Annotated in this window: 16 protein-coding genes; 8 read left to right on the top strand and 8 right to left on the bottom strand. The window is 53.4% G+C overall.

Annotated features, from left to right (window positions below; genetic code table 11):
* The first annotated feature begins 48 nt into the window (after positions 1 to 48).
* Positions 49 to 954, top strand: coding sequence for a cystine transporter YijE (gene yijE, locus D9597_RS10390; RefSeq protein ID WP_130222340.1), 906 nt, complete (start codon positions 49 to 51; stop codon positions 952 to 954).
* A gap of 26 nt (positions 955 to 980) precedes the next feature.
* Here the strand turns inward: yijE and D9597_RS10385 are convergent, their stop codons facing one another.
* From D9597_RS10385 to ptsP, 4 genes are all read right to left on the bottom strand, one after another.
* A complete protein-coding gene (locus tag D9597_RS10385; protein WP_130222338.1) occupies positions 981 to 1,598 on the bottom strand; it encodes a DUF1287 domain-containing protein in 618 nt (205 codons plus the stop codon).
* 274 nt (positions 1,599 to 1,872) lie between these two features.
* Entirely contained in the window at positions 1,873 to 2,976 is a 1,104-nt protein-coding gene (gene gldA, locus D9597_RS10380; RefSeq protein ID WP_130222336.1) for a bifunctional L-1,2-propanediol dehydrogenase/glycerol dehydrogenase, read from the bottom strand.
* A gap of 10 nt (positions 2,977 to 2,986) precedes the next feature.
* Entirely contained in the window at positions 2,987 to 3,649 is a 663-nt protein-coding gene (fsa, locus tag D9597_RS10375; RefSeq protein WP_000424845.1) for a fructose-6-phosphate aldolase, read from the bottom strand.
* Positions 3,650 to 3,660: 11 nt separating this feature from the next.
* On the bottom strand, positions 3,661 to 6,162 hold the full coding sequence (gene ptsP / locus D9597_RS10370; protein ID WP_130222334.1) for a phosphoenolpyruvate--protein phosphotransferase: 2,502 nt from the start codon (positions 6,160 to 6,162) through the stop codon (positions 3,661 to 3,663).
* Between the two features lie 309 nt (positions 6,163 to 6,471).
* Between ptsP and D9597_RS10365 the strand changes: the two genes are divergently transcribed.
* The 5 genes from D9597_RS10365 to D9597_RS10345 are packed head-to-tail and all read left to right on the top strand — an operon-like array spanning position 6,472 to position 11,421.
* Positions 6,472 to 7,551 (top strand): PTS fructose transporter subunit EIIC, encoded by a 1,080-nt coding sequence (locus D9597_RS10365; protein ID WP_130215303.1) that lies wholly within the window; start codon positions 6,472 to 6,474, stop codon positions 7,549 to 7,551.
* Between the two features lie 14 nt (positions 7,552 to 7,565).
* The gene (locus D9597_RS10360; RefSeq protein WP_130215305.1) at positions 7,566 to 7,886 is read left to right on the top strand and encodes a PTS fructose-like transporter subunit IIB; all 321 of its coding nucleotides are present in this window, start codon (positions 7,566 to 7,568) and stop codon (positions 7,884 to 7,886) included.
* Positions 7,887 to 7,936: 50 nt separating this feature from the next.
* Entirely contained in the window at positions 7,937 to 10,234 is a 2,298-nt protein-coding gene (locus D9597_RS10355) for a formate C-acetyltransferase (protein ID WP_130222332.1), read from the top strand.
* On the top strand, positions 10,200 to 11,078 hold the full coding sequence (locus tag D9597_RS10350; protein ID WP_000204107.1) for a [formate-C-acetyltransferase]-activating enzyme: 879 nt from the start codon (positions 10,200 to 10,202) through the stop codon (positions 11,076 to 11,078). The genes D9597_RS10355 and D9597_RS10350 overlap by 35 nt, the downstream gene beginning before the upstream one ends.
* Position 11,079: 1 nt before the next feature.
* Positions 11,080 to 11,421, top strand: coding sequence for a PTS fructose-like transporter subunit IIB (locus D9597_RS10345; RefSeq protein WP_130206560.1), 342 nt, complete (start codon positions 11,080 to 11,082; stop codon positions 11,419 to 11,421).
* On the opposite strand, the gene D9597_RS10340 is transcribed toward D9597_RS10345, so the two are convergent.
* The 4 genes from D9597_RS10340 to argE form a co-directional block, all read right to left on the bottom strand.
* The gene (locus D9597_RS10340) at positions 11,408 to 12,259 is read right to left on the bottom strand and encodes an AraC family transcriptional regulator (RefSeq protein WP_130206558.1); all 852 of its coding nucleotides are present in this window, start codon (positions 12,257 to 12,259) and stop codon (positions 11,408 to 11,410) included. The genes D9597_RS10345 and D9597_RS10340 overlap by 14 nt on opposite strands.
* Before the next feature lie 214 nt (positions 12,260 to 12,473).
* A complete protein-coding gene (locus D9597_RS10335; protein ID WP_130222330.1) occupies positions 12,474 to 14,207 on the bottom strand; it encodes a phosphoethanolamine transferase CptA in 1,734 nt (577 codons plus the stop codon).
* Between the two features lie 180 nt (positions 14,208 to 14,387).
* The gene (ppc, locus tag D9597_RS10330; RefSeq protein ID WP_130222328.1) at positions 14,388 to 17,039 is read right to left on the bottom strand and encodes a phosphoenolpyruvate carboxylase; all 2,652 of its coding nucleotides are present in this window, start codon (positions 17,037 to 17,039) and stop codon (positions 14,388 to 14,390) included.
* A gap of 473 nt (positions 17,040 to 17,512) precedes the next feature.
* Positions 17,513 to 18,664 (bottom strand): acetylornithine deacetylase, encoded by a 1,152-nt coding sequence (gene argE, locus D9597_RS10325; RefSeq protein ID WP_130222326.1) that lies wholly within the window; start codon positions 18,662 to 18,664, stop codon positions 17,513 to 17,515.
* Between the two features lie 153 nt (positions 18,665 to 18,817).
* On the opposite strand from argE, the gene argC reads away from it, so the two are divergent.
* On the top strand, positions 18,818 to 19,822 hold the full coding sequence (gene argC / locus D9597_RS10320; protein ID WP_130222324.1) for an N-acetyl-gamma-glutamyl-phosphate reductase: 1,005 nt from the start codon (positions 18,818 to 18,820) through the stop codon (positions 19,820 to 19,822).
* A 7-nt stretch (positions 19,823 to 19,829) separates the two neighbouring features.
* Positions 19,830 to 20,606 (top strand): acetylglutamate kinase, encoded by a 777-nt coding sequence (argB, locus tag D9597_RS10315; RefSeq protein ID WP_130206548.1) that lies wholly within the window; start codon positions 19,830 to 19,832, stop codon positions 20,604 to 20,606.
* Positions 20,607 to 20,617 lie beyond the last annotated feature (11 nt).

Below are 20,617 nucleotides of genomic sequence, written 5' to 3'. Positions count from 1 at the left end.
CTTTACCGGCGTATAGTGTCCACAGGAAAACTACACACTGGATCTCTCATGTCTGCCGCAGGAAAGAGCAACCCACTGGCAATCAGTGGCTTGGTTGTGCTCACACTTATCTGGAGTTATAGCTGGATTTTCATGAAGCAAGTCACCAGCTACATCGGTGCCTTCGACTTCACCGCCTTACGCTGCATTTTCGGCGCTCTCGTTTTATTCATCGTTCTTTTGTTACGTGGTCGCGGAATGCGCCCGACGCCGTTTAAATACACCTTAGCCATTGCCCTGTTACAAACCTGCGGGATGGTTGGCCTGGCGCAGTGGGCGCTGGTCAGCGGTGGAGCGGGGAAAGTGGCGATCCTGAGCTATACCATGCCGTTCTGGGTGGTGATTTTCGCCGCGTTGTTTCTCGGTGAACGCCTGCGACGCGGGCAATATTTCGCGATTCTGATTGCCGCTTTCGGTTTATTTTTGGTGTTGCAGCCGTGGCAACTCGATTTCTCTTCGATGAAAAGCGCCATGCTGGCGATCCTCTCCGGCGTCAGTTGGGGGGCGAGCGCCATTGTCGCTAAACGCCTTTACGCCCGTCATCCGCGCGTGGATTTATTGTCGTTAACATCCTGGCAGATGCTGTATGCGGCGCTGATGATGAGTGTGGTCGCTTTACTGGTACCGCAACGTGAAATTGACTGGCAGCCCACCGTGTTCTGGGCGCTGGCCTACAGTGCGATTCTGGCGACGGCGCTGGCGTGGAGCTTATGGTTGTTTGTATTGAAAAACTTGCCTGCCAGTATTGCCAGCTTAAGTACTCTGGCGGTTCCCGTTTGCGGCGTACTCTTTTCCTGGTGGCTGCTCGGTGAAAATCCTGGTGCGGTTGAAGGTAGCGGTATTGTGCTGATTGTGCTGGCACTGGCGCTGGTGAGCCGTAAGAAAAAAGAAGCCGTCAGTGTAAAAAGGATCTGAATTTTTTCTTCATGTGGGGCGATCGCTTATTTAACAAAATACCGATAGTGCCCCACCATCCGCCAGCTAAACAGTACATCTTCTTCCTGCGCACCTGCGCCAATGTTATGTATCACCAGCGGCGTACCGTCGCGGGCGAAGCCATCTGACACCACCCCAATATGTGCCAGCCCGTTGTCCAGTTGCCAGGAGACAATATCACCCGCTTGATAGTCACCGGCGTTTTTGCTGGTGGGGCGTGTTTTATCGTGGCGGGTAAACCAGGTTTCCAGATTAGGCACCCGACGGTGATCGATGTTGCTGTCCGGGCGCTTTAACTTCCATTTTTGTGGGTACTCGGCAAAATTCTTCGCCATATCTTCGTGCACCAGTTTCTGCAAATCGACCTTCTGGCTGCGCAAGGCGCGGATCACCACATCGGAACATACGCCGCGTTCTTGCGGGACATCACCGCCAGGATAAGTAAGCTGCACATATGCCGGATCGTAAAATAGCGTGCTGCCGATTTGCTGTCTGGCACCGTCTGCGATGGCAAGGTTGGTGTTGGCCTGGATTTGTACCACGGTTGGTGGAACGGCGGGAGATTTTAAGGAGTGGCTGGTAAATGCCGTTAGCAGGCTGACCAGCGCCAGTGAAGCTTTCATCTGTTTCGTCCGTGAAAATAAGAGTCACAGATTCGACCTTCCGGGCTAACGATTGTTCTGTGGAGAAAATGTCCAGAAGCGGATGAAAAACTCCCAATCAACGTGGGAGTTTCAGATTACTGGCACAGAGTGCCGGATGCGGCGTGAACGCCTTATTCGGCCTACAAAAGCACGCAAATTCAATATATTGTAGAGATTACGTAGGCCTGATAAGCGTAGCGCATCAGGCAATTTTGCGTTCAAACTCCCGGACAAGCCGGGAGTTTGGAGTAGGTTATTCCCACTCTTGCAGGAAACGCTGACCGTACTGGTCGGCTACCAGCAGTGCGGCGTAAACCTGATCTGGCGTCGCGCCGCCAGGCATGTTGTGAATGGTTTCACCTTCTGCACATGCCGCTTCTGCCACAATTCGCATTTTCGCCGGGACATCTTCTTTAATATCCAGTTGAGCGAGAGTTATTGGCAAACCTACCGCATGGCTAAGTGCAGCTACGGTTTCGATTTCCTCAACCGGCGCGTTTTCCAGAACCAGCTGCGTCAGCGTACCGAATGCCACTTTTTCACCGTGATAATAGTGATGCGCATCCGGGATAGCGGTCAGGCCGTTATGCACCGCATGAGCCGCCGCCAGACCACCGCTTTCAAAACCAACGCCGCTCAAATAGGTGTTCGCTTCAATCACGCGCTCCAGCGCCGGAGTCACTACATGCTGTTCGGCGGCAAGCATCGCTTTTTCGCTTTCTTCCAGCAGGGTGTTGTAGCACAGTTCAGCCAGCGCCAGCGCCGCCTGAGTACACTTACCGCCCGCCATCGTGGTTGCGCCGCTACGAGAGCAGGCACGCGCTTCAAACCAGGTCGCCAGCGCATCACCGATACCCGCTGCTAACAGACGCGCAGGTGCGCCCGCGACGATTTTAGTATCGACAATGACCATATTCGGGTTATTTGGCAGCAGCAGATAGCGGTCAAACTCACCATCATCGGTGTAGATAACAGACAATGCGCTGCACGGTGCGTCGGTAGAGGCGATAGTCGGTGCGATCGCTACCGGAACACCCATGAAATGTGCCAGCGCTTTGGCAGTATCGAGGGTTTTTCCGCCACCGATACCGAGAATTGCGCCACACTGCGCAGTCTCCGCGATGCCACGCAGACGGTCGATCTCATTTTGCGAACATTCACCGCCAAACGGCGCAATTTCTACTACCAGCCCGGCATCTTTAAAGCTTTGCTCGACGGTTGCCTGAGCAAAACCTAATACAAATTTATCGCCAACAACCAACCAACGTTCTGCCAGCGGCTTCAGGTATTCGCCCAGGCGATTAATGACATCAGCGCCCTGGATGTATTTACCCGGTGATTGAATAATGCGGTCCATAATTGCTCCTTTAGAGATGAGTAGTGCCAAATGCGGCATTCCAGTCGTGTTCGAACTTCTCTATAGCTGACTCTACCGCAGGGGTGTTGAGCATTTGTTGCGCTACATCTAAGGGCAGTGTGATGGATTCACATCCTGCCAACAAACAATCCAGCGCCTGACGCGGCGTTTTAAAGCTGGCAGCCAGCACCATGCTTTCTGGCGCGTGCATTTCCAGTAACGCTTGCAGCTCCTGGACGGTACGAATGCCGTCTCCGCCCTGAGCGTCCACGCGATTTACATAGGGAGCAACGTATTTTGCCCCTGCCAGCGCGGCCAGTAACCCTTGTGCGGCGCTATATACAGCGGTGCCAAGTGTAGTAATGCCCTCTTTTTTCAGCATCTTAATGGCGGCCAGACCTTCGGAGGTCACCGGGATTTTCACCACAATGCCCGGAATGGCGTCGCGCAGGCGCTTCGCTTCTTCCACCATTCCCTGCGCATCACGACTCATGGTCTGTGCAAACAGAATGCCTTCATCACCAATCGCTTTTTGCAGACGCGGTAGCACTTCCCAGATGGACTCCTTGCTGGCAGCGATAATGCTCGGGTTAGTTGTCACCCCGGCAATCGGGAATATGCGTGCCAGACGTTCGACTTCTGCGACGTTAGCGGTGTCCAGATACAGTTCCATGATGTTTCCTTTTACAGTTCCAGTTCATGTTGCAGCAGGCTGGCGATAGCGTCGGCAGAGGCGGCGTTAACCAGCGCGTTACGGAATTCTTCGTGCATGATGCGACGAGCGAGGCGCGAGAAAATGCGCATATGCTGATCGCCCGCGGCGTGTTTGTTCAGGGTTAACATAATGATGAATTGCGCTTCATCATCGCCCCAGCGCACCGGCGCTTGCAGACGCGCTACACTGATGGTGGATTGCTCAATGTGTTCTGATTTGCTGTGGGGAATGGCAAAACTAAAGCCCAGACCGGTAGAGAAGACCGCCTCGCGTGCCCACAAGTCGGCTTCCAGTTTACGCGGATAGCGGCAGCGGCCAGCCAGCAGCAGGTTATCGGTCATGCCTTTGAGCACTTCTTCTTTGCTGCGCCAGTCGCTTTCCAGCGTGATGCACTCGGCAGTGACCAGCGGTGCGTCCTGTTGCGTCATACGGAATTGCGCCAGCAGGTGTTCCACTTCCAGCGAAGTCCGGCAGGCCATTGCCTGGTTGAGCAACTGGCGGCATTCGCGGCTATCAAGCTGTGCCATTCGCGCTTTCGCGGCCGGAATCGACGGCGCGCTCATGCTCAGCTCATCCAGCCCTAAACCAATCAGCAACGGCAGCACGGAACCTTTCGCCCCCAGTTCACCGCACAGACCAATCCATTTTCCCTGGCGATGCACCGCCTGCACGGCGTAATCGAGCGCCCGCAAGAATGCCGGATTCAGGCTGTTGTAGTGACGAGTAACCTTAGCGTTATCGCGATCCACCGCCAGCAGATACTGCGTCAGGTCATTACTGCCGATACTAAAGAAATCAATCTCTTCACAGCATTGATCGATGATGAACATCACCGACGGCACTTCCAGCATAATGCCGAGCTGGATCTTCTCATCAAACGGAATGTGTTCGTTACGCAGTTGCTGTTTGGCTTCCGCCAGTTTTTCTTTCACCCATAAGATCTCTTCCATTGAGGAGATCATCGGGATCATGATTTTCAGGCTGCCGTGAGCAGAGGCGCGCAGGATCGAGCGTAGTTGTGTGGTGAACAGCGAGGCGTATTCTTCATAAATACGCACCGCGCGATAACCGAGGAACGGGTTAGCTTCTGCCGGAATGTTCAGATAATCAACGGGTTTGTCACCGCCAATATCCATAGTGCGCACAATAATGCTGCGCCCGTTGGCGGACTCCAGCGCCTGACAAAAAATGTTGTACAGCTCGCTTTCGCCCGGTGCACTGGTGCGATCCATATAGAGCATTTCAGTACGGAACAAACCAACGCCTTCCGCGCCATTGCCAAATGCGGCCTGCGCTTCCACGGAGTGGGCGATGTTCGCCGCGACTTCGATACGAATACCGTCAGCGGTACGCGCTTGCTGGGTCAGCCAGACACGCTGTTGCTCACGCAGAGCGTCCTGTACGCGGGCTTCTTGCTGATAATAACGGGCCACGGCTTCCCCTGGCTCAACCACAATTGCCCCGGCGTTGCCGTCGATATAAATCGTTTGTTGCTGCCACGGGGTAAGGGCATCGATATCCACACCAACCAGCGTCGGAATGTTGAACGAACGAGCAAGAATTACCGTATGTGACGTAGTGCCGCCGCTTTTCAGTAACAAACCTTTGAGGTGATTTTTATCCAGTTCGAGAAACTGACTGGGGGTCAGCTCATCCGCCATACAAATAGATGACTGCGTCAGCTTGCCCGGTGCCGGGAAGCGTTGTTCACCGTAGATTTGCTGAAGCAGCTGGAAGCAGACATCGCGTACGTCCAGCGCACGCTCTTGCAGGTAGCTACTGCTGGAACGGGCGAACTCTTCGCAAAAGTGATTCGCACTGGCGACAATCGCTTCGGCGCAGCTTAATCCGGCACTGACGCCTGCCAGTAAATGTTCGCGCAGGGAAGTATCGCCAGCCAGTGATCGGTGCGCTTCCAGAATCGCGCTGGTGGCACCGTCGCTATCCAGCAGACGAAACTCAATGTTTTTCATCACCAGCGTCAGGCCGTTTTCCAGTGCGGATTGCTCGGCGTCGACGTCTTTGGCAGCGGGAAGATTACCCAGCGCGTTGAGATCTAAAGAAGATATTGGCGTCAGAATGCCGCCTGCGCTACCGCTACATACGGTGCGGGCGCGAATAATGCGCGGATTCAAATTAGTGAGTGAAACCGGCAGCGGCTCCAGCTCGTCAGATTTAACTTCTGCCAGCGGCGCGTCGCAGTGGGGGAATTCATCACGTAACCACTGGCTCAAGCGCTGGTGTGCTGCTTGTTCGTCAGCCCCGGAAATCAGTAACTGGCAGTTATCGCCCACCAGTGTATCGGTGCCAATCAGCGCCAGGGCGCTTTTGGCGTTGCCTTTACGGTCAGTACGCAGGTTATGCCACTCAATTTGAGATGAAAAAGTATTACACAGCGTTTCAACGTGGCTTGCCGGACGCGCATGTACGCCGTTAGGCAGCTCACAAATAAATTCCACAATCAGGGCCATTGCCTCTCTCCCGGTACGGTTTTCTGTTTACAGGATAAGAGCGCATGGCAACGACCTGCCATGTGACAAATCTGCCAAAAGCTGGACAAATGTAATGTAACCGCCAATTTGCGACGCGTCTCACAAGACGCGCCATTCCGGCATGATTCCGAGTTAACGCAAGTTATGAGGCGGATCGCATTTTTGTACTGACATTACAAAAATCCAGTAAATGGCCTTTTTATCCACTGTTTGACCTGCTTGCGATTGCCTATTGTTTCTCCCATCAAAAAATATGGACATAGGCTTGGGTAAGCCTGGGAGCGACTTATGAATGAGTTGGTACAGATCCTGAAAAACACTCGTCAGCACTTAATGACGGGCGTTTCACACATGATTCCCTTCGTGGTATCGGGCGGTATTTTGCTGGCGGTTTCCGTCATGTTGTATGGCAAAGGCGCAGTGCCGGATGCCGTAGCCGATCCGAATCTGAAAAAACTGTTTGATATCGGCGTTGCGGGTTTGACGCTAATGGTGCCTTTCCTCGCCGCTTACATCGGTTATTCCATTGCAGAACGCTCTGCGCTGGCTCCGTGCGCTATCGGTGCCTGGGTTGGCAACAGCTTTGGTGCAGGCTTCTTTGGTGCGCTGATCGCCGGGATCATCGGCGGCATTGTGGTGCATTACCTGAAGAAAATCCCGGTGCATAAAGTTCTGCGCTCGGTGATGCCTATCTTCATTATTCCGATCGTCGGTACCTTAATTACCGCTGGCGTCATGATGTGGGGGCTGGGCGAGCCGGTAGGCGCGTTGACTAACAGCCTGACTCAGTGGCTTCAGGGTATGCAGCAAGGCAGCGTGGTGATGCTGGCGGTGATTATGGGGCTGATGCTGGCGTTCGATATGGGCGGCCCGGTTAACAAAGTGGCCTATGCGTTTATGCTGATTTGCGTCGCTCAGGGTGTTTATACCGTGGTGGCAATTGCTGCCGTGGGGATCTGTGTTCCGCCGCTGGGCATGGGGCTGGCAACGCTGATTGGCCGTAAAAATTTCTCTGCGGAAGAGCGCGAAACCGGTAAAGCGGCGCTAGTAATGGGCTGTGTTGGCGTCACTGAAGGGGCGATTCCTTTCGCTGCCGCCGATCCGTTGCGTGTCATTCCTTCCATTATGGTGGGGACTGTCTGTGGCACGGTGACCGCTGCAATGGTAGGTGCGCAGTGCTATGCAGGCTGGGGTGGTCTGATTGTGCTGCCGGTGGTTGAAGGCAAGTTGGGTTACATCGCGGCAGTGGCTGTTGGGGCTGTAGCAACGGCTATCTGCGTTAACGTGCTGAAAAGTCTGGCGCGTAAAAATGGGTCTTCGACTGATGAGAAGGAAGACGACCTGGATCTGGATTTTGAAATTAATTAATTGAGGAACGAGCCATGACGAAAATTATTGCAGTAACCGCATGTCCTTCAGGTGTTGCCCATACCTATATGGCGGCAGAGGCGCTGGAAAGTGCCGCGAAAGCGAAAGGCTGGGAAGTAAAAGTGGAAACCCAGGGCTCGATTGGTCTGGAAAATGAACTGACTGCGGAAGACGTGGCGAGCGCCGATATGGTGATTCTGACCAAAGATATCGGCATCAAATTTGAAGAGCGTTTTGCAGGCAAGACCATCGTGCGTGTCAATATCAGCGACGCGGTTAAACGCGCTGACGCCATTATGAGCAAAATTGAAGCTCATCTGACACAAACCGCTTAAGTTCTTATCCCGCCCGTAAGGGCGGGTTCGCTTTCCCACAGGAGTTCCTCATGACGAATCGTATCTCTCGCCTCAAAACTGCATTGTTTGCCAATACCCGTGAAATCTCGCTAGAGCGGGCGCTGCTTTATACCGCCAGCCATCGGCAAACCGAAGGCGAGCCAGTGATATTGCGCCGGGCGAAAGCGACAGCGTATATCCTTGAACACGTTGAAATTTCGATTCGTGATGAAGAACTGATTGCCGGTAACCGCACCGTAAAACCGCGCGCCGGGATTATGTCGCCGGAAATGGACCCTTACTGGTTGCTGAAAGAGCTGGATCAATTCCCGACGCGCCCGCAAGACCGTTTCGCCATTAGCGAAGAAGACAAACGTATCTACCGTGAAGAGTTGTTCCCGTACTGGGAAAAACGTTCGATGAAAGATTTCATCAACGGGCAGATGACGGATGAAGTAAAAGCCGCGACCAGCACGCAGATTTTCAGTATCAACCAGACGGATAAAGGTCAGGGGCACATTATTATTGATTACCCGCGCCTGCTGAATCATGGGCTGGGTGAGCTGGTGGCGCAGATGCAGCAACATTGTCAGCAACAGCCGGAGAATCACTTTTATCAGGCAGCACTGTTACTGCTGGAGGCTTCACAAAAACACATTTTGCGTTACGCCGCCCTGGCGGAAACGATGGCGGCAAACTGCCCGGATGCCCAGCGTCGCGAAGAACTGCTGACTATTGCGGAGATCTCCCGCCATAACGCCGAACATAAGCCGCAGACGTTCTGGCAGGCGTGCCAGTTATTCTGGTACATGAACATCATTCTGCAATACGAATCCAACGCCAGTTCGCTATCGTTGGGGCGCTTCGACCAGTATATGTTGCCGTTCTATCAGGCATCATTAACCCAGGGCGAAGATCCGGCGTTCCTGAAAGAACTGCTCGAATCTTTATGGGTGAAATGCAACGACATCGTGCTGTTGCGTTCCACCAGTAGCGCGCGTTATTTCGCAGGTTTCCCAACCGGCTATACCGCGCTGCTCGGCGGGTTAACCGAGAATGGACGTAGCGCGGTGAACGTGCTTTCGTTCCTCTGTCTCGACGCCTATCAAAGCGTGCAATTACCGCAACCGAACCTCGGCGTGCGCACTAACGCCTTGATCGACACGCCGTTCCTGATGAAAACCGCAGAAACCATTCGCCTCGGCACGGGTATTCCGCAAATCTTCAACGATGAAGTGGTGGTGCCTGCGTTCCTCAACCGTGGCGTTTCGCTGGAAGATGCGCGCGATTATTCAGTGGTGGGCTGCGTGGAATTATCTATTCCCGGCAGAACCTACGGCTTGCATGACATCGCGATGTTTAACCTGCTGAAAGTGATGGAAATCTGCCTGCATGAAAATGAAGGCAATGCTGCGCTGAGTTATGAAGGTTTACTGGAACAGATCCGCGCCAAGATCAGCCACTACATCACCCTGATGGTTGAGGGCAGCAATATTTGCGATATCGGTCACCGTGACTGGGCACCTGTACCGCTGCTCTCGTCGTTTATCAGCGATTGTCTGGAGAAAGGCCGCGATATTACCGACGGCGGCGCGCGTTATAACTTCTCCGGCGTACAGGGGATCGGTATTGCCAACCTGAGCGATTCTCTCCATGCGTTGAAAGGGATGATTTTTGATCAACAGCGTTTAAGTTTTGACGAATTGCTGTCGGTATTAAAAGCTAACTTCGCAACGCCAGAAGGTGAAAAAGTCCGCGCTCGCTTAATTAACCGCTTCGAGAAATACGGTAATGATATCGACGAGGTGGATAACATCAGCGCCGAACTGTTACGCCATTACTGCAAAGAAGTGGAAAAATACCAGAACCCGCGCGGCGGCTACTTCACGCCGGGGTCGTATACCGTTTCTGCTCACGTCCCGTTGGGATCGGTAGTTGGTGCGACGCCAGATGGTCGTTTTGCTGGGGAGCAGCTGGCAGACGGCGGCTTGTCACCCATGCTGGGTCAGGACGGGCAAGGGCCAACGGCGGTACTGAAGTCAGTCAGTAAGCTCGATAACACGCTGCTTTCTAACGGGACGTTGCTGAACGTGAAATTCACTCCGGCGACCCTGGAAGGTGAAGCGGGATTACGCAAACTGGCCGACTTCTTACGGGCATTTACCCAGCTTAAGTTGCAGCATATTCAGTTTAACGTGGTGAACGCCGACACGTTGCGGGAAGCGCAACAGCGCCCACAAGATTATGCCGGGCTGGTGGTGCGCGTTGCCGGATACAGCGCCTTCTTTGTCGAACTGTCGAAGGAGATCCAGGATGACATCATCCGCCGGACAGCGCATCAGCTGTAACGTTGTAGAAACGCGCCGCGATGATGTGGCGCGCATTTTCAACATTCAGCGTTATTCGCTGAATGACGGCGAGGGCATTCGTACGGTGGTCTTTTTTAAAGGCTGTCCGCATCTTTGCCCGTGGTGTGCTAATCCGGAGTCGATCTCCGGCAAAATCCAGACGGTACGCAGAGAGGCGAAATGTCTGCACTGTGCGAAATGTTTGCGTGATGCGGATGAATGCCCCTCCGGTGCGTTTGAACGGATTGGTCGCGATATCAGCCTTGACGCGCTGGAACGGGAAGTGATGAAAGATGACATTTTCTTTCGCACGTCCGGCGGCGGCGTCACGCTTTCTGGCGGCGAAGTGCTAATGCAGGCGGAGTTTGCTACCCGTTTTTTACAGCGACTGCGGCTGTGGGGTGTGTCATGCGCCATCGAAACTGCCGGAGACGCGCCAGCCAGCAAGCTGTTACCGCTGGCGAAATTGTGCGATGAAGTGTTGTTCGATTTAAAAATTATGGACGCGACTCAGGCGCGGGATGTGGTGAAGATGAATCTGCCACGCGTGCTGGAGAACTTGCGTTTGCTGGTGAGTGAGGGTGTCAACGTGATCCCGCGTTTGCCGCTGATCCCCGGTTTCACGCTCAGCCGGGAGAATATGCAGCAGGCGCTGGACGTGCTGATCCCGCTGAATATCAGGCAGATCCATCTGTTACCGTTTCATCAGTACGGCGAGCCGAAATACCGCTTGCTGGGGAAAACATGGTCGATGAAAGAGGTGTCAGCGCCGTCGTCAGCCGATGTGGCAACAATGCGCGAAATGGCAGAACGGGCCGGATTTCAGGTTACCGTGGGAGGTTAAAATGGCATACCTGGTGGCAGTAACCGCCTGCGTGAGCGGCGTGGCGCATACTTATATGGCGGCGGAACGGCTGGAAAAGTTGTGCCAGATAGAGAAGTGGGGCGTCAGCATTGAAACCCAGGGCGCGCTGGGAACGGAGAATCGATTAGCGGACGAGGATATCCGCCGGGCAGATGTCGCGCTGTTGATTACGGATATTGAGCTTTCCGGTGCCGAGCGATTTGAGCATTGTCGCTACGTGCAATGCAGCATCTACGCATTCCTGCGTGAGCCGCAGCGGGTAATGAGCGCGGTGCGCAAAGTGCTTTCTGCGCCGCAGCAAACCCATCTTATTCTGGAGTAGTCGGTTTTTCTGTCAGTTGGCTGTGGTACTGCCGACGATATTCCGACGGCGAGCGTTCGGTGTTTTTACGAAACAGACGGCAGAAGTAGTTGCTGTCGACAAAGCCGCAGGCGTGCGCCACTTCTTTTACCTTCAGGTCATAGCCTTTCAATAACGTCTTAGCGTGCTCCAGTCGCGTGTGATTCAGGTATTCGTTAAAACCAATGGCCCCCGTTTTTTGAAACAGGTGCGAGAGATAATTTGGCGAAATATAGAATGCCTGTGCGACAGATTCGCGGGTAAGCGCGGAGGCATAGCGTTCGTCGATATAATCACGAATAGCTTCGAATAGAGCCTGGCTGCGTGAGGCTGTCTGGATTTGGCTACCGAGCAAATCGCGGCAGTGGCTAAGCAGACTGGCGACGATAAGCCTTGCCGTTTGCTGCTCCTGTGGCTGCATTTGCATTTCATTGAGCGTTTGTAGCAGAAAAGAACCAATGCGCGGGCCGCGTCGGGCGACGTGCTGTTTCGCCAGATTTTGATACTGTTTGCCATCCCATTGCACGACGCTGAAGCCGAGTTGCTGTTTGCCAAACAGCACGCTAAAGGTGGTCGCGGGTGTTTTCCATTGTGGGAAATTCCAGCCGCCAGCGGGAACGTACAGCACATCGCCGGGAACTAACGTTGCTCCAGCTCCGGTATCAACAAACTCACCTTCCAGCACTATTTCCAGCCGTGGAAAATCGACCTGATACGCAAGATCGGGCGCCGGACCGTTGCTGCTGGCAAAGTAAATCTGACGCAGCGACAGCGGGCCGTTGATCAGGCGGGAGAGCAGATAGCTGACGTCGTGATACATGTTATTCCCTTAGGTATGTAGACGGGAAAACAGTAACTGGCATTATTAAAAAAGGCCACCTGAAAAGTGTGGCCTGAGGGGCGTTCGATGTAAACATTGCGGCAGTTGTATTGCCGGATGCGGCGTAAACGCTTTATCTGGCCTACCGCCGCGATCTGTAGGCCGGATAAGACGCGTCAAGCGTCGCATCCGGCAAATAGCATCTGGCTGATAATTACTGATTACCCACCTGATCGCCATACGGCAGAGTGTCGTAATCGATCAGCGCATTTTTCTTATACGGATTACCAATCCAGCGGGTAGTTTCTTTGAACTGCGGATTCACCACTGAACGGGTTGGATCGTAACCGTCGTAAGATAAGCCCGCCAAATCTGACCAGGTGTGGATCAGTTCCGCCAGGCTGTATTTACGATCAACATCCTGCGAGAAATCACGCGGATGAGTCGCTTGCCATTTTTCCGACGTCCACAGCAGGAACGGAATGGTGTACATATGACGCGTCGGGTTGTCTTCGTTACGCCCCTGAGTTTTGTGCGGCGGCGTGTCGTAAACCTCTTCACCGTGGTCAGAGAAATAAACCAGGAATCCGTTCGGATCTGCTGCTTTAAAGTCTTTAATCAGGCTGGCAACCACATGATCGTTATACAGGTTAGCGTTGTCATAATCGTTATATGACTCCAGCTCTTCTGCGCTTAATCCTGGCGGAACATGATCGGTATTGCCATCAAACTTGCCCTGATTTTCCGGGTAGCGGTATTTGTATTTGATATGCGTACCCAGCAGATGAACGATGATCAGTTTCTTCGGCGCAGGGTCCTTCAGCACTTCCTGGAACGGCTTCAGCACGTTGGTGTCGTATTCACGCGCACTCTGCGTACGTTGCTGGTTCATGTAGTACTGCTTGTCGGTCTGGCGCGAAAATACCGTCAGCATGGTGTTGCGGGCAGTCATCGTCTGCTGGTTGGTTATCCAGAAGGTTTTATAACCTGCCTGTTTCATCATGTTCATCAGCGACGGCTGTGTCAGATACAGGTCCGGGTTCTTTTCGTTGGCAAAGGTCAGCGCCTGTTGCAGGATTTCAATGGTGTACGGACGCGATGTGACCACGTTATTGAACACCGTCAGGTTCGGATCGGTTTTATGCAGCGCATCCAGTTCCGGCGTGGTTTCACGCGGATAGCCGTACAGGCTCATGCGTCCACGCTGGGTCGATTCGCCAATCACCAGCACTAAGGTGCGCGGTTCGTTACCCGATTCGTCTTTGAAATTAGCCAGTGGCGGTAATGCGTTATTTTCATTCAGCAGCTTTGTCAGTGAGTTAAGTTGTTGACGATACTGATAATAGCCGGTCAGAAATTGCCACGGCGCGGCAGGTTCCATGCGAGATGCCAGATTATCCAACGTTTTCTCAAATGGCTTGTGTTTGATAAACGTGTTCATGGCAATAGGGTGCAGAATCAAACCATAAAGCAGGGCAAAAGAGACGATATAACGCCACGGCTTTGGAATATAGACCGGGCGCAGGCGCGTCCACAGCAAAACTGCCACCGCCGTATAGGCCAGCGCGATAAGCACAATCTTCAGGCTGAAATACTGGCTTAAATACTCGCTGGCTTCGTTGGTGTTGGTTTCAAACATCACAAACAGAACGCTCTGCGAGAACTCCTGACCGTAGATGACGTAGTAGCACAACGCTGCCAGAGACGCCGCCCACAGCATTACGCCGATTACCGCTGCGATAATCTTAATCCGCTTCGGAAAGAGGAATACCGGGATCAACCACAGCGAACTGAACAGCAGCGAGTCGCGAATGCCGTTGGTGCCGCTGTAGCCGCTGATGTAAATAATGGCCTGTAACAGGGTAGAGAAAAACCAAAAGTAGAGCAGTGCCCAACCCAGGGCTTTCCAGCTAAAAATGGGTTTAGTCTGGACTTCAGTGGAATGCATAGTAAGAACCCGTTTTGGATAATAGCGCCGAATGTAAGGATAAAACCTTAAGGATATCTGAAGGGATATCCAGAATCTGGGTGAAATGCAGACAGAAATATATTGAAAACGAAGGTGTTAGAACAGAAGTATTTCAGAAAACCCTCGCGCTATTGCACGAGGGTTGATAGAGGAGGGGTGTTAGCCAGTATTACGCATACCTGCTGCAATTCCGGCAATAGTGACCATCAACGCTTGTTCGACGCGGGGATCCGGCTCCTGTCCTTCTTTTTCAGCCTGGCGCGAACGATGCAGCAACTCTGCCTGCAGTACGTTCAGCGGGTCAGTGTATATATTTCGTAGCTGAATAGACTCGGCAATCCACGGTAGATCGGCCATCAGATGGGAGTCGTTGGCAATCGCCAGCACCACTTTGATGTCTTCTTCTTGCAGATTGCGTAACTCTTTACCTAACGGCCACAGTGCTTTGTCGACCAGGCGTTGGTCATAGTATTCCGCCAGCCACAGATCTGCTTTGGCGAATACCATTTCCAGCATACCCAGACGCGTTGAGAAGAACGGCCAGTCGCGGCACATGGCTTCCAGTTCGCTCTGTTTGCCATCTTCCACCACTTTTTGCAGCGCTGTACCTGCACCTAGCCAGGCGGGGAGCATCAGGCGGTTTTGTGTCCAGGCAAAAATCCACGGAATAGCGCGCAGAGACTCGACGCCGCCGGTTGGGCGACGTTTCGCCGGGCGTGAACCTAATGGCAGTTTACCCAGTTCCTGTTCCGGCGTAGCGGAGCGGAAGTAAGGGACAAAGTCTTTGTTTTCACGCACGTATCCGCGGTAGACATCGCAGGAGATGACCGACAGTTCATCCATAATGCGACGCCAGCTCTCTTTCGGCTCCGGTGGTGGCAGCAGGTTAGCTTCCAGAATCGCCCCGGTGTACAGCGACAAGCTGCTAACGGTGATTTCTGGCAGACCGTATTTAAAGCGGATCATCTCGCCCTGCTCGGTTACTCGCAGGCCGCCTTTCAGGCTTCCCGGCGGTTGCGACAGCAGTGCCGCATGGGCAGGTGCGCCGCCGCGACCAATGGAACCACCGCGACCATGGAACAGCGTCAGTTCAATACCCGCTTTTTCGCAGGTTTTGATTAACGCGTCCTGTGCCTGATATTGCGCCCAGGAGGCCGCCATCACGCCCGCATCTTTTGCTGAGTCGGAATAGCCAATCATCACCATCTGTTTGCCCTGAATCAGACCGCGATACCAGTCGATATTTAGCAGTTGGGTCATGACATCGTTGGCGTTGTTCAGGTCATCGAGAGTTTCAAACAGCGGTGCGACTGGCATCGCAAACCCGATACCCGCTTCTTTCAGCAGCAGGTGGACGGCCAGTACGTCGGACGGCGTTTTCGCCATCGAGATCACGTAGGCGGCAATAGAGCCTTGCGGCGCTTCGGCAATCACCTGACAGGTATCAAGTACTTCGCGCGTTTCAGCGCTTGGTTGCCAGTTGCGCGGCAGAAGCGGACGTTTGGAGTTCAGTTCGCGGATCAGGAATGCCTGCTTGTCGGCCTCTGACCAGCTTTCATAATCGCCGATACCGAGATAGCGGGTCAGCTCGCCCAGCGCTTCGGTATGGCGGGTGCTCTCCTGACGGATATCAATACGCACCAGCGGTACGCCGAAACATTTCACGCGGCGCAGGGTGTCGAGCAGATCGCCGTTGGCGATAATACCCATGCCACATGCCTGAAGTGACTGGTAGCAAGCGTAGAGCGGCTCCCACAGTTCTTCGTTCTGCGTCAGCAGGCCTTCTGGTTTTGGCAGTTCTTCGCCTTTCAGACGCGCCTCCAGCCAGGCCTGTGTCGCCATCAGGCGAGAACGCAGGTTTTTCATCAGATAGCGATACGGTTCTGCGGCACCTTCTTCGCCGACCAGCGCCAGCAGTTCTGGGGTGGCCTCAACCATCGACAGTTCAGAAACCAGAACCTGAATATCTTTCAGGAACAGGTCGGTGGCTTTCCAGCGACTGAGCAGCAGGACACGGCGGGTGATATCGGCGGTTACATTAGGGTTGCCGTCGCGGTCGCCGCCCATCCACGAGGTAAAGCGTACCGGAACAAATTCGACCGGCAGCTTATAGCCGAGGTTTTCTTCCAGTTGTTCGTTCAGTTCGCGCAGGTAATTTGGTACGCCTTGCCACAGGCTGTTTTCCACTACGGCAAAGCCCCATTTGGCTTCATCTACCGGGCTTGGACGCAGCTTACGGATTTCATCAGTATGCCAGGACTGAGCAATCAACTGGCGCAGGCGGCGCATCAGCTGGTGGTGTTCGTAGTCGGCGATATCTTTGTTATCGAGCTGTTTTAAGCAGGCGTTCACTTCCACCATTTTGTGGATCAGTGTCCGACGGGTAATTTCGGTTGGGTGAGCCGTGAGGACCAGTTCCAGCGACAGCGATTCCACTGCTTTTTTGATGGTGTCTTCGCTCAGTTCCGGCTGGTTTTTCAGTTTACGCAGGGTGCGGGCGATCACTTCCGGATTGCTGGCAGCCTCGCCTTTCGGCGAAATGCTGTGGTATTGCTCGGCGGTGTTGGCCAGGTTCAGGAACTGACTAAACGCACGCGCAACGGGCAGCAGCTCGTCGTTCGACAAATTTTGTAAGGTGGTGAGTAACTCCTGGCGGTTAGCATCATTGCCAGCGCGTGAAGATTTGGACAACTTACGGATAGTTTCTACGCGTTCAAGAATGTGTTCTCCTAACGCATCCTTGATGGTTTCTCCCAGCACTTTGCCGAGCATACTGACATTACTACGCAATGCGGAATATTGTTCGTTCATATTACCCCAGACACCCATCTTATCGTTTGATAGCCCTGTATCCTTCACGTCGCATTGGCGCGAATATGCTCGGGCTTTGCTTTTCGTCGTCTTTTATAAAGCCACGTAAAAGCGGTGACGTCAAATGCTGCGAAATCGCTTCAGCAAACGAATAAATAGCAGGAATTTACGCCATTAAATTCACAACGTTTTAAATAAGCGTAACTTATGGGAATGTTAAAAAATCGCCATACATAACACCAAAGGTGTAGGTCGGATAAGATGCGCAAGCATCGCATCCGACATTATTGCGGCACTGGAGTTTGGCAACGGTGCCGGATGCGGCGCAAGCGCCTTATCCGGCCTACGGTTGGGCATCGTTTGAGTCACTGTAGGTCGGATAAGATGCGCAAGCATCGCATCCGACATTATTGCGGCACCGGAGTTTGGCAACGGTGCCGGATGCGGCGCGAGCGCCTTATCCGGTCTACGTTTTAATGCCAGCAAAAATGGTGAATCACCTGGGTAATCAATTCACGGGTGGGCTTGATAAAACGCGTCTCCAGATATTCATCAGGCTGATGGGCTTGATTGATTGAGCCCGGGCCTAGCACCAGCGTCGGGCATAGCGTCTGAATAAACGGTGCTTCAGTACAGTAGTTCACCACTTCGGTCTTTGCACCGAGCAATTTCTCAACCACTTCAACCAGTTGATGATTTGGCGGGCATTCATAGCCTGGGATCGGTGGGTGCAACTCTTCGACCGTTAGACGGCCCGGCCAGCGTTCGCTCACCGGAGCCAGCGCGTCGTTGAGTAGGCCATTAAGTTCATTAAGTGTCATGCCCGGCAGCGGACGAATATCCATATGCAACTCACAGCAGGCACAAATACGGTTAGATGCATCGCCGCCGTGAATATGCCCGAGGTTGAGCGTGGGGTATGGCACGGTAAACGCTTCGTAGTGATAACGTTCTTTCAGGTTATCGCGTAATTGCAAAATATGGCCGATGGCGTCGTGCATCAGTTCGATAGCGTTAACTCCGCGCGCCGGATCGCTGGAGTGGCCCGACTGACCCAGAATGCGAATGGCATTTGAGATGTGGCCTTTATGCGCGCGTACTGGTTGCAGCGACGTCGGTTCGCCAATGATGGCGCAATCCGGTCGCAGGGCGGTAGTTTCGGCAAAATAACGCGCTCCGGCCATACTGGTTTCTTCATCGGCAGTCGCCAGAATGTAGAGCGGTTTTTTCAGTTTCGTGACGTCGACATCGCGTAATGCATCGAGGATAAACGCAAAGAAGCCTTTCATGTCGGCGGTGCCTAAGCCGTAAAGCTTGCCGTCATGCTCCGTCAGCGTAAACGGATCGCGCGTCCAGCGACCGTCATCAAATGGCACCGTATCGGTATGCCCCGCCAGCAACAAGCCGCCAGCCCCCTGTCCGCAACTGGCCAGCATATTAAATTTGTTGCGAGTTCCTGGCACAGGCTGCACTTCCACATTGAAGCCCAAATCTTTAAACCAGTCCGCCAGCAGAGTGATTAAATCTGCATTGCTTTGATCGAGTGCCTCTTCCGTGGCGCTTATTGAAGGTGTGGCAATCAGAGCACGGTAAATCTCGATAAATGGCGGTAATTTGTTTTTCATTGTTGACACACCTCTGGTCATGATAGTATCAATATTCATGCAGTATTTATGAATAAAAATACACTAACGTTGAGCGTAATAAAACCCACCCGCCGTAAGGTGAATGTTTTACGTTTAACCTGGCAACCAGACATAAGAAGGTGAATAGCCCCGATGTTAAATACGCTGATTGTGGGTGCCAGCGGCTACGCTGGCGCAGAGCTAGTAACCTATGTAAATCGCCATCCGCATATGAACATAACCGCTTTGACTGTCTCAGCGCAAAGCAATGATGCGGGAAAGTTAATCTCCGATTTGCATCCGCAGCTCAAAGGCATCGTTGATCTGCCGTTGCAGCCGATGTCGGATATCAGCGAGTTTAGCCCAGGGGTGGATGTGGTGTTTCTCGCCACCGCCCATGAAGTTAGCCACGATTTAGCGCCGCAATTTCTTGAAGCGGGCTGTGTGGTGTTCGACCTTTCCGGCGCATTTCGCGTTAACGACGCCGCCTTCTATGAAAAATATTACGGCTTTACCCATCAATACCCAGCATTGCTTGAGCAGGCGGTCTATGGCCTGGCGGAGTGGTGTGGCAATAAATTAAAAGAAGCGAATTTGATTGCGGTGCCGGGCTGTTATCCGACGGCGGCACAGCTGGCGCTGAAACCGTTGATTGATGCCGATCTTCTTGACCTTAATCAGTGGCCGGTGATTAACGCCACCAGCGGCGTGAGCGGTGCAGGACGTAAGGCAGCGATTTCAAACAGCTTTTGTGAAGTTAGCCTGCAACCGTATGGCGTCTTTACTCATCGCCATCAACCAGAGATCGCCACACACCTCGGTGCTGACGTTATCTTCACCCCGCATCTGGGCAATTTCCCGCGCGGCATTCTCGAAACCATTACTTGCCGCCTGAAGCCTGGCGTGAACCAGGCGCAAGTCGCGCAAGCATTGCAGCAGGCGTATGCCCAAAAACCGTTGGTGCGGTTGTATGACAAAGGCGTTCCGGCACTAAAAAATGTCGTCGGGCTGCCGTTTTGCGATATCGGATTTGCCGTTCAGGGCGAGCATCTGATTATTGTGGCGACCGAAGATAACTTACTGAAAGGCGCGGCGGCACAGGCAATCCAGTGTGCCAATATTCGTTTCGGCTATGCCCAAACGCAGTCTCTTATTTAAGGGTGCAATGATGAATCCATTAATTATCAAGCTGGGCGGCGTACTGCTGGATAGCGAAGAGGCGCTGGAACGGCTGTTCAGCGCACTGGTGAAATATCGTGAGTCACATCAGCGTCCGCTGGTGATTGTTCACGGCGGCGGCTGCGTGGTGGATGAACTAATGAAAGGGCTGAACCTGCCGGTGAAAAAGAAAAATGGCCTGCGGGTGACGCCTGCGGATCAGATAGACATTATCACCGGAGCGCTGGCGGGAACGGCAAATAAAACCCTGCTGGCGTGGGCGAAGAAACATCAGATTGCAGCCGTAGGCTTGTTTCTTGGTGATGGCGACAGCGTAAAAGTGACCCAGCTTGATGAAGAGTTAGGCCATGTTGGACTGGCGCAGCCAGGTTCGCCTAAGCTTATCAATACGTTGCTGGAAAACGGTTATCTGCCGGTGGTCAGCTCCATTGGCGTAACGGACGAAGGACAACTGATGAACGTCAATGCCGACCAGGCGGCGACGGCGCTGGCGGCAACGCTGGGCGCAGATCTGATTTTGCTCTCCGACGTCAGCGGCATTCTCGACGGTAAAGGGCAACGCATTGCCGAAATGACCGCCGCGAAAGCAGAACAACTGATTGAGCAGGGCATTATTACCGACGGCATGATAGTGAAAGTGAACGCGGCGCTGGATGCTGCGCGCACGCTGGGCCGTCCGGTAGATATCGCCTCCTGGCGTCATGCGGAACAACTTCCGGCACTGTTTAACGGTATGCCGATGGGTACGCGGATTTTAGCTTAAGTTTTGTTGGC

The organism is Escherichia sp. E13S3, from assembly GCF_004212325.1.
In the GTDB taxonomy this organism is placed as follows: Bacteria; Pseudomonadota; Gammaproteobacteria; order Enterobacterales; family Enterobacteriaceae; genus Escherichia.
This window is presented reverse-complemented; position numbering and strand designations above follow the sequence as displayed.

Coding starts and splice junctions, on each gene's coding strand:
- ppc (WP_130222328.1), bottom strand. CDS start 17,039: ATGAACGAACAATATTCCGCATTGCGTAGTAATGTCAGTATGCTCGGC.
- D9597_RS10335 (WP_130222330.1), bottom strand. CDS start 14,207: ATGCATTCCACTGAAGTCCAGACTAAACCCATTTTTAGCTGGAAAGCC.
- argC (WP_130222324.1), top strand. CDS start 18,818: ATGTTAAATACGCTGATTGTGGGTGCCAGCGGCTACGCTGGCGCAGAG.
- D9597_RS10350 (WP_000204107.1), top strand. CDS start 10,200: ATGACATCATCCGCCGGACAGCGCATCAGCTGTAACGTTGTAGAAACG.
- D9597_RS10345 (WP_130206560.1), top strand. CDS start 11,080: ATGGCATACCTGGTGGCAGTAACCGCCTGCGTGAGCGGCGTGGCGCAT.
- argE (WP_130222326.1), bottom strand. CDS start 18,664: ATGAAAAACAAATTACCGCCATTTATCGAGATTTACCGTGCTCTGATT.
- fsa (WP_000424845.1), bottom strand. CDS start 3,649: ATGGAACTGTATCTGGACACCGCTAACGTCGCAGAAGTCGAACGTCTG.
- yijE (WP_130222340.1), top strand. CDS start 49: ATGTCTGCCGCAGGAAAGAGCAACCCACTGGCAATCAGTGGCTTGGTT.
- D9597_RS10355 (WP_130222332.1), top strand. CDS start 7,937: ATGACGAATCGTATCTCTCGCCTCAAAACTGCATTGTTTGCCAATACC.
- ptsP (WP_130222334.1), bottom strand. CDS start 6,162: ATGGCCCTGATTGTGGAATTTATTTGTGAGCTGCCTAACGGCGTACAT.
- D9597_RS10340 (WP_130206558.1), bottom strand. CDS start 12,259: ATGTATCACGACGTCAGCTATCTGCTCTCCCGCCTGATCAACGGCCCG.
- argB (WP_130206548.1), top strand. CDS start 19,830: ATGATGAATCCATTAATTATCAAGCTGGGCGGCGTACTGCTGGATAGC.
- D9597_RS10365 (WP_130215303.1), top strand. CDS start 6,472: ATGAATGAGTTGGTACAGATCCTGAAAAACACTCGTCAGCACTTAATG.
- gldA (WP_130222336.1), bottom strand. CDS start 2,976: ATGGACCGCATTATTCAATCACCGGGTAAATACATCCAGGGCGCTGAT.
- D9597_RS10385 (WP_130222338.1), bottom strand. CDS start 1,598: ATGAAAGCTTCACTGGCGCTGGTCAGCCTGCTAACGGCATTTACCAGC.
- D9597_RS10360 (WP_130215305.1), top strand. CDS start 7,566: ATGACGAAAATTATTGCAGTAACCGCATGTCCTTCAGGTGTTGCCCAT.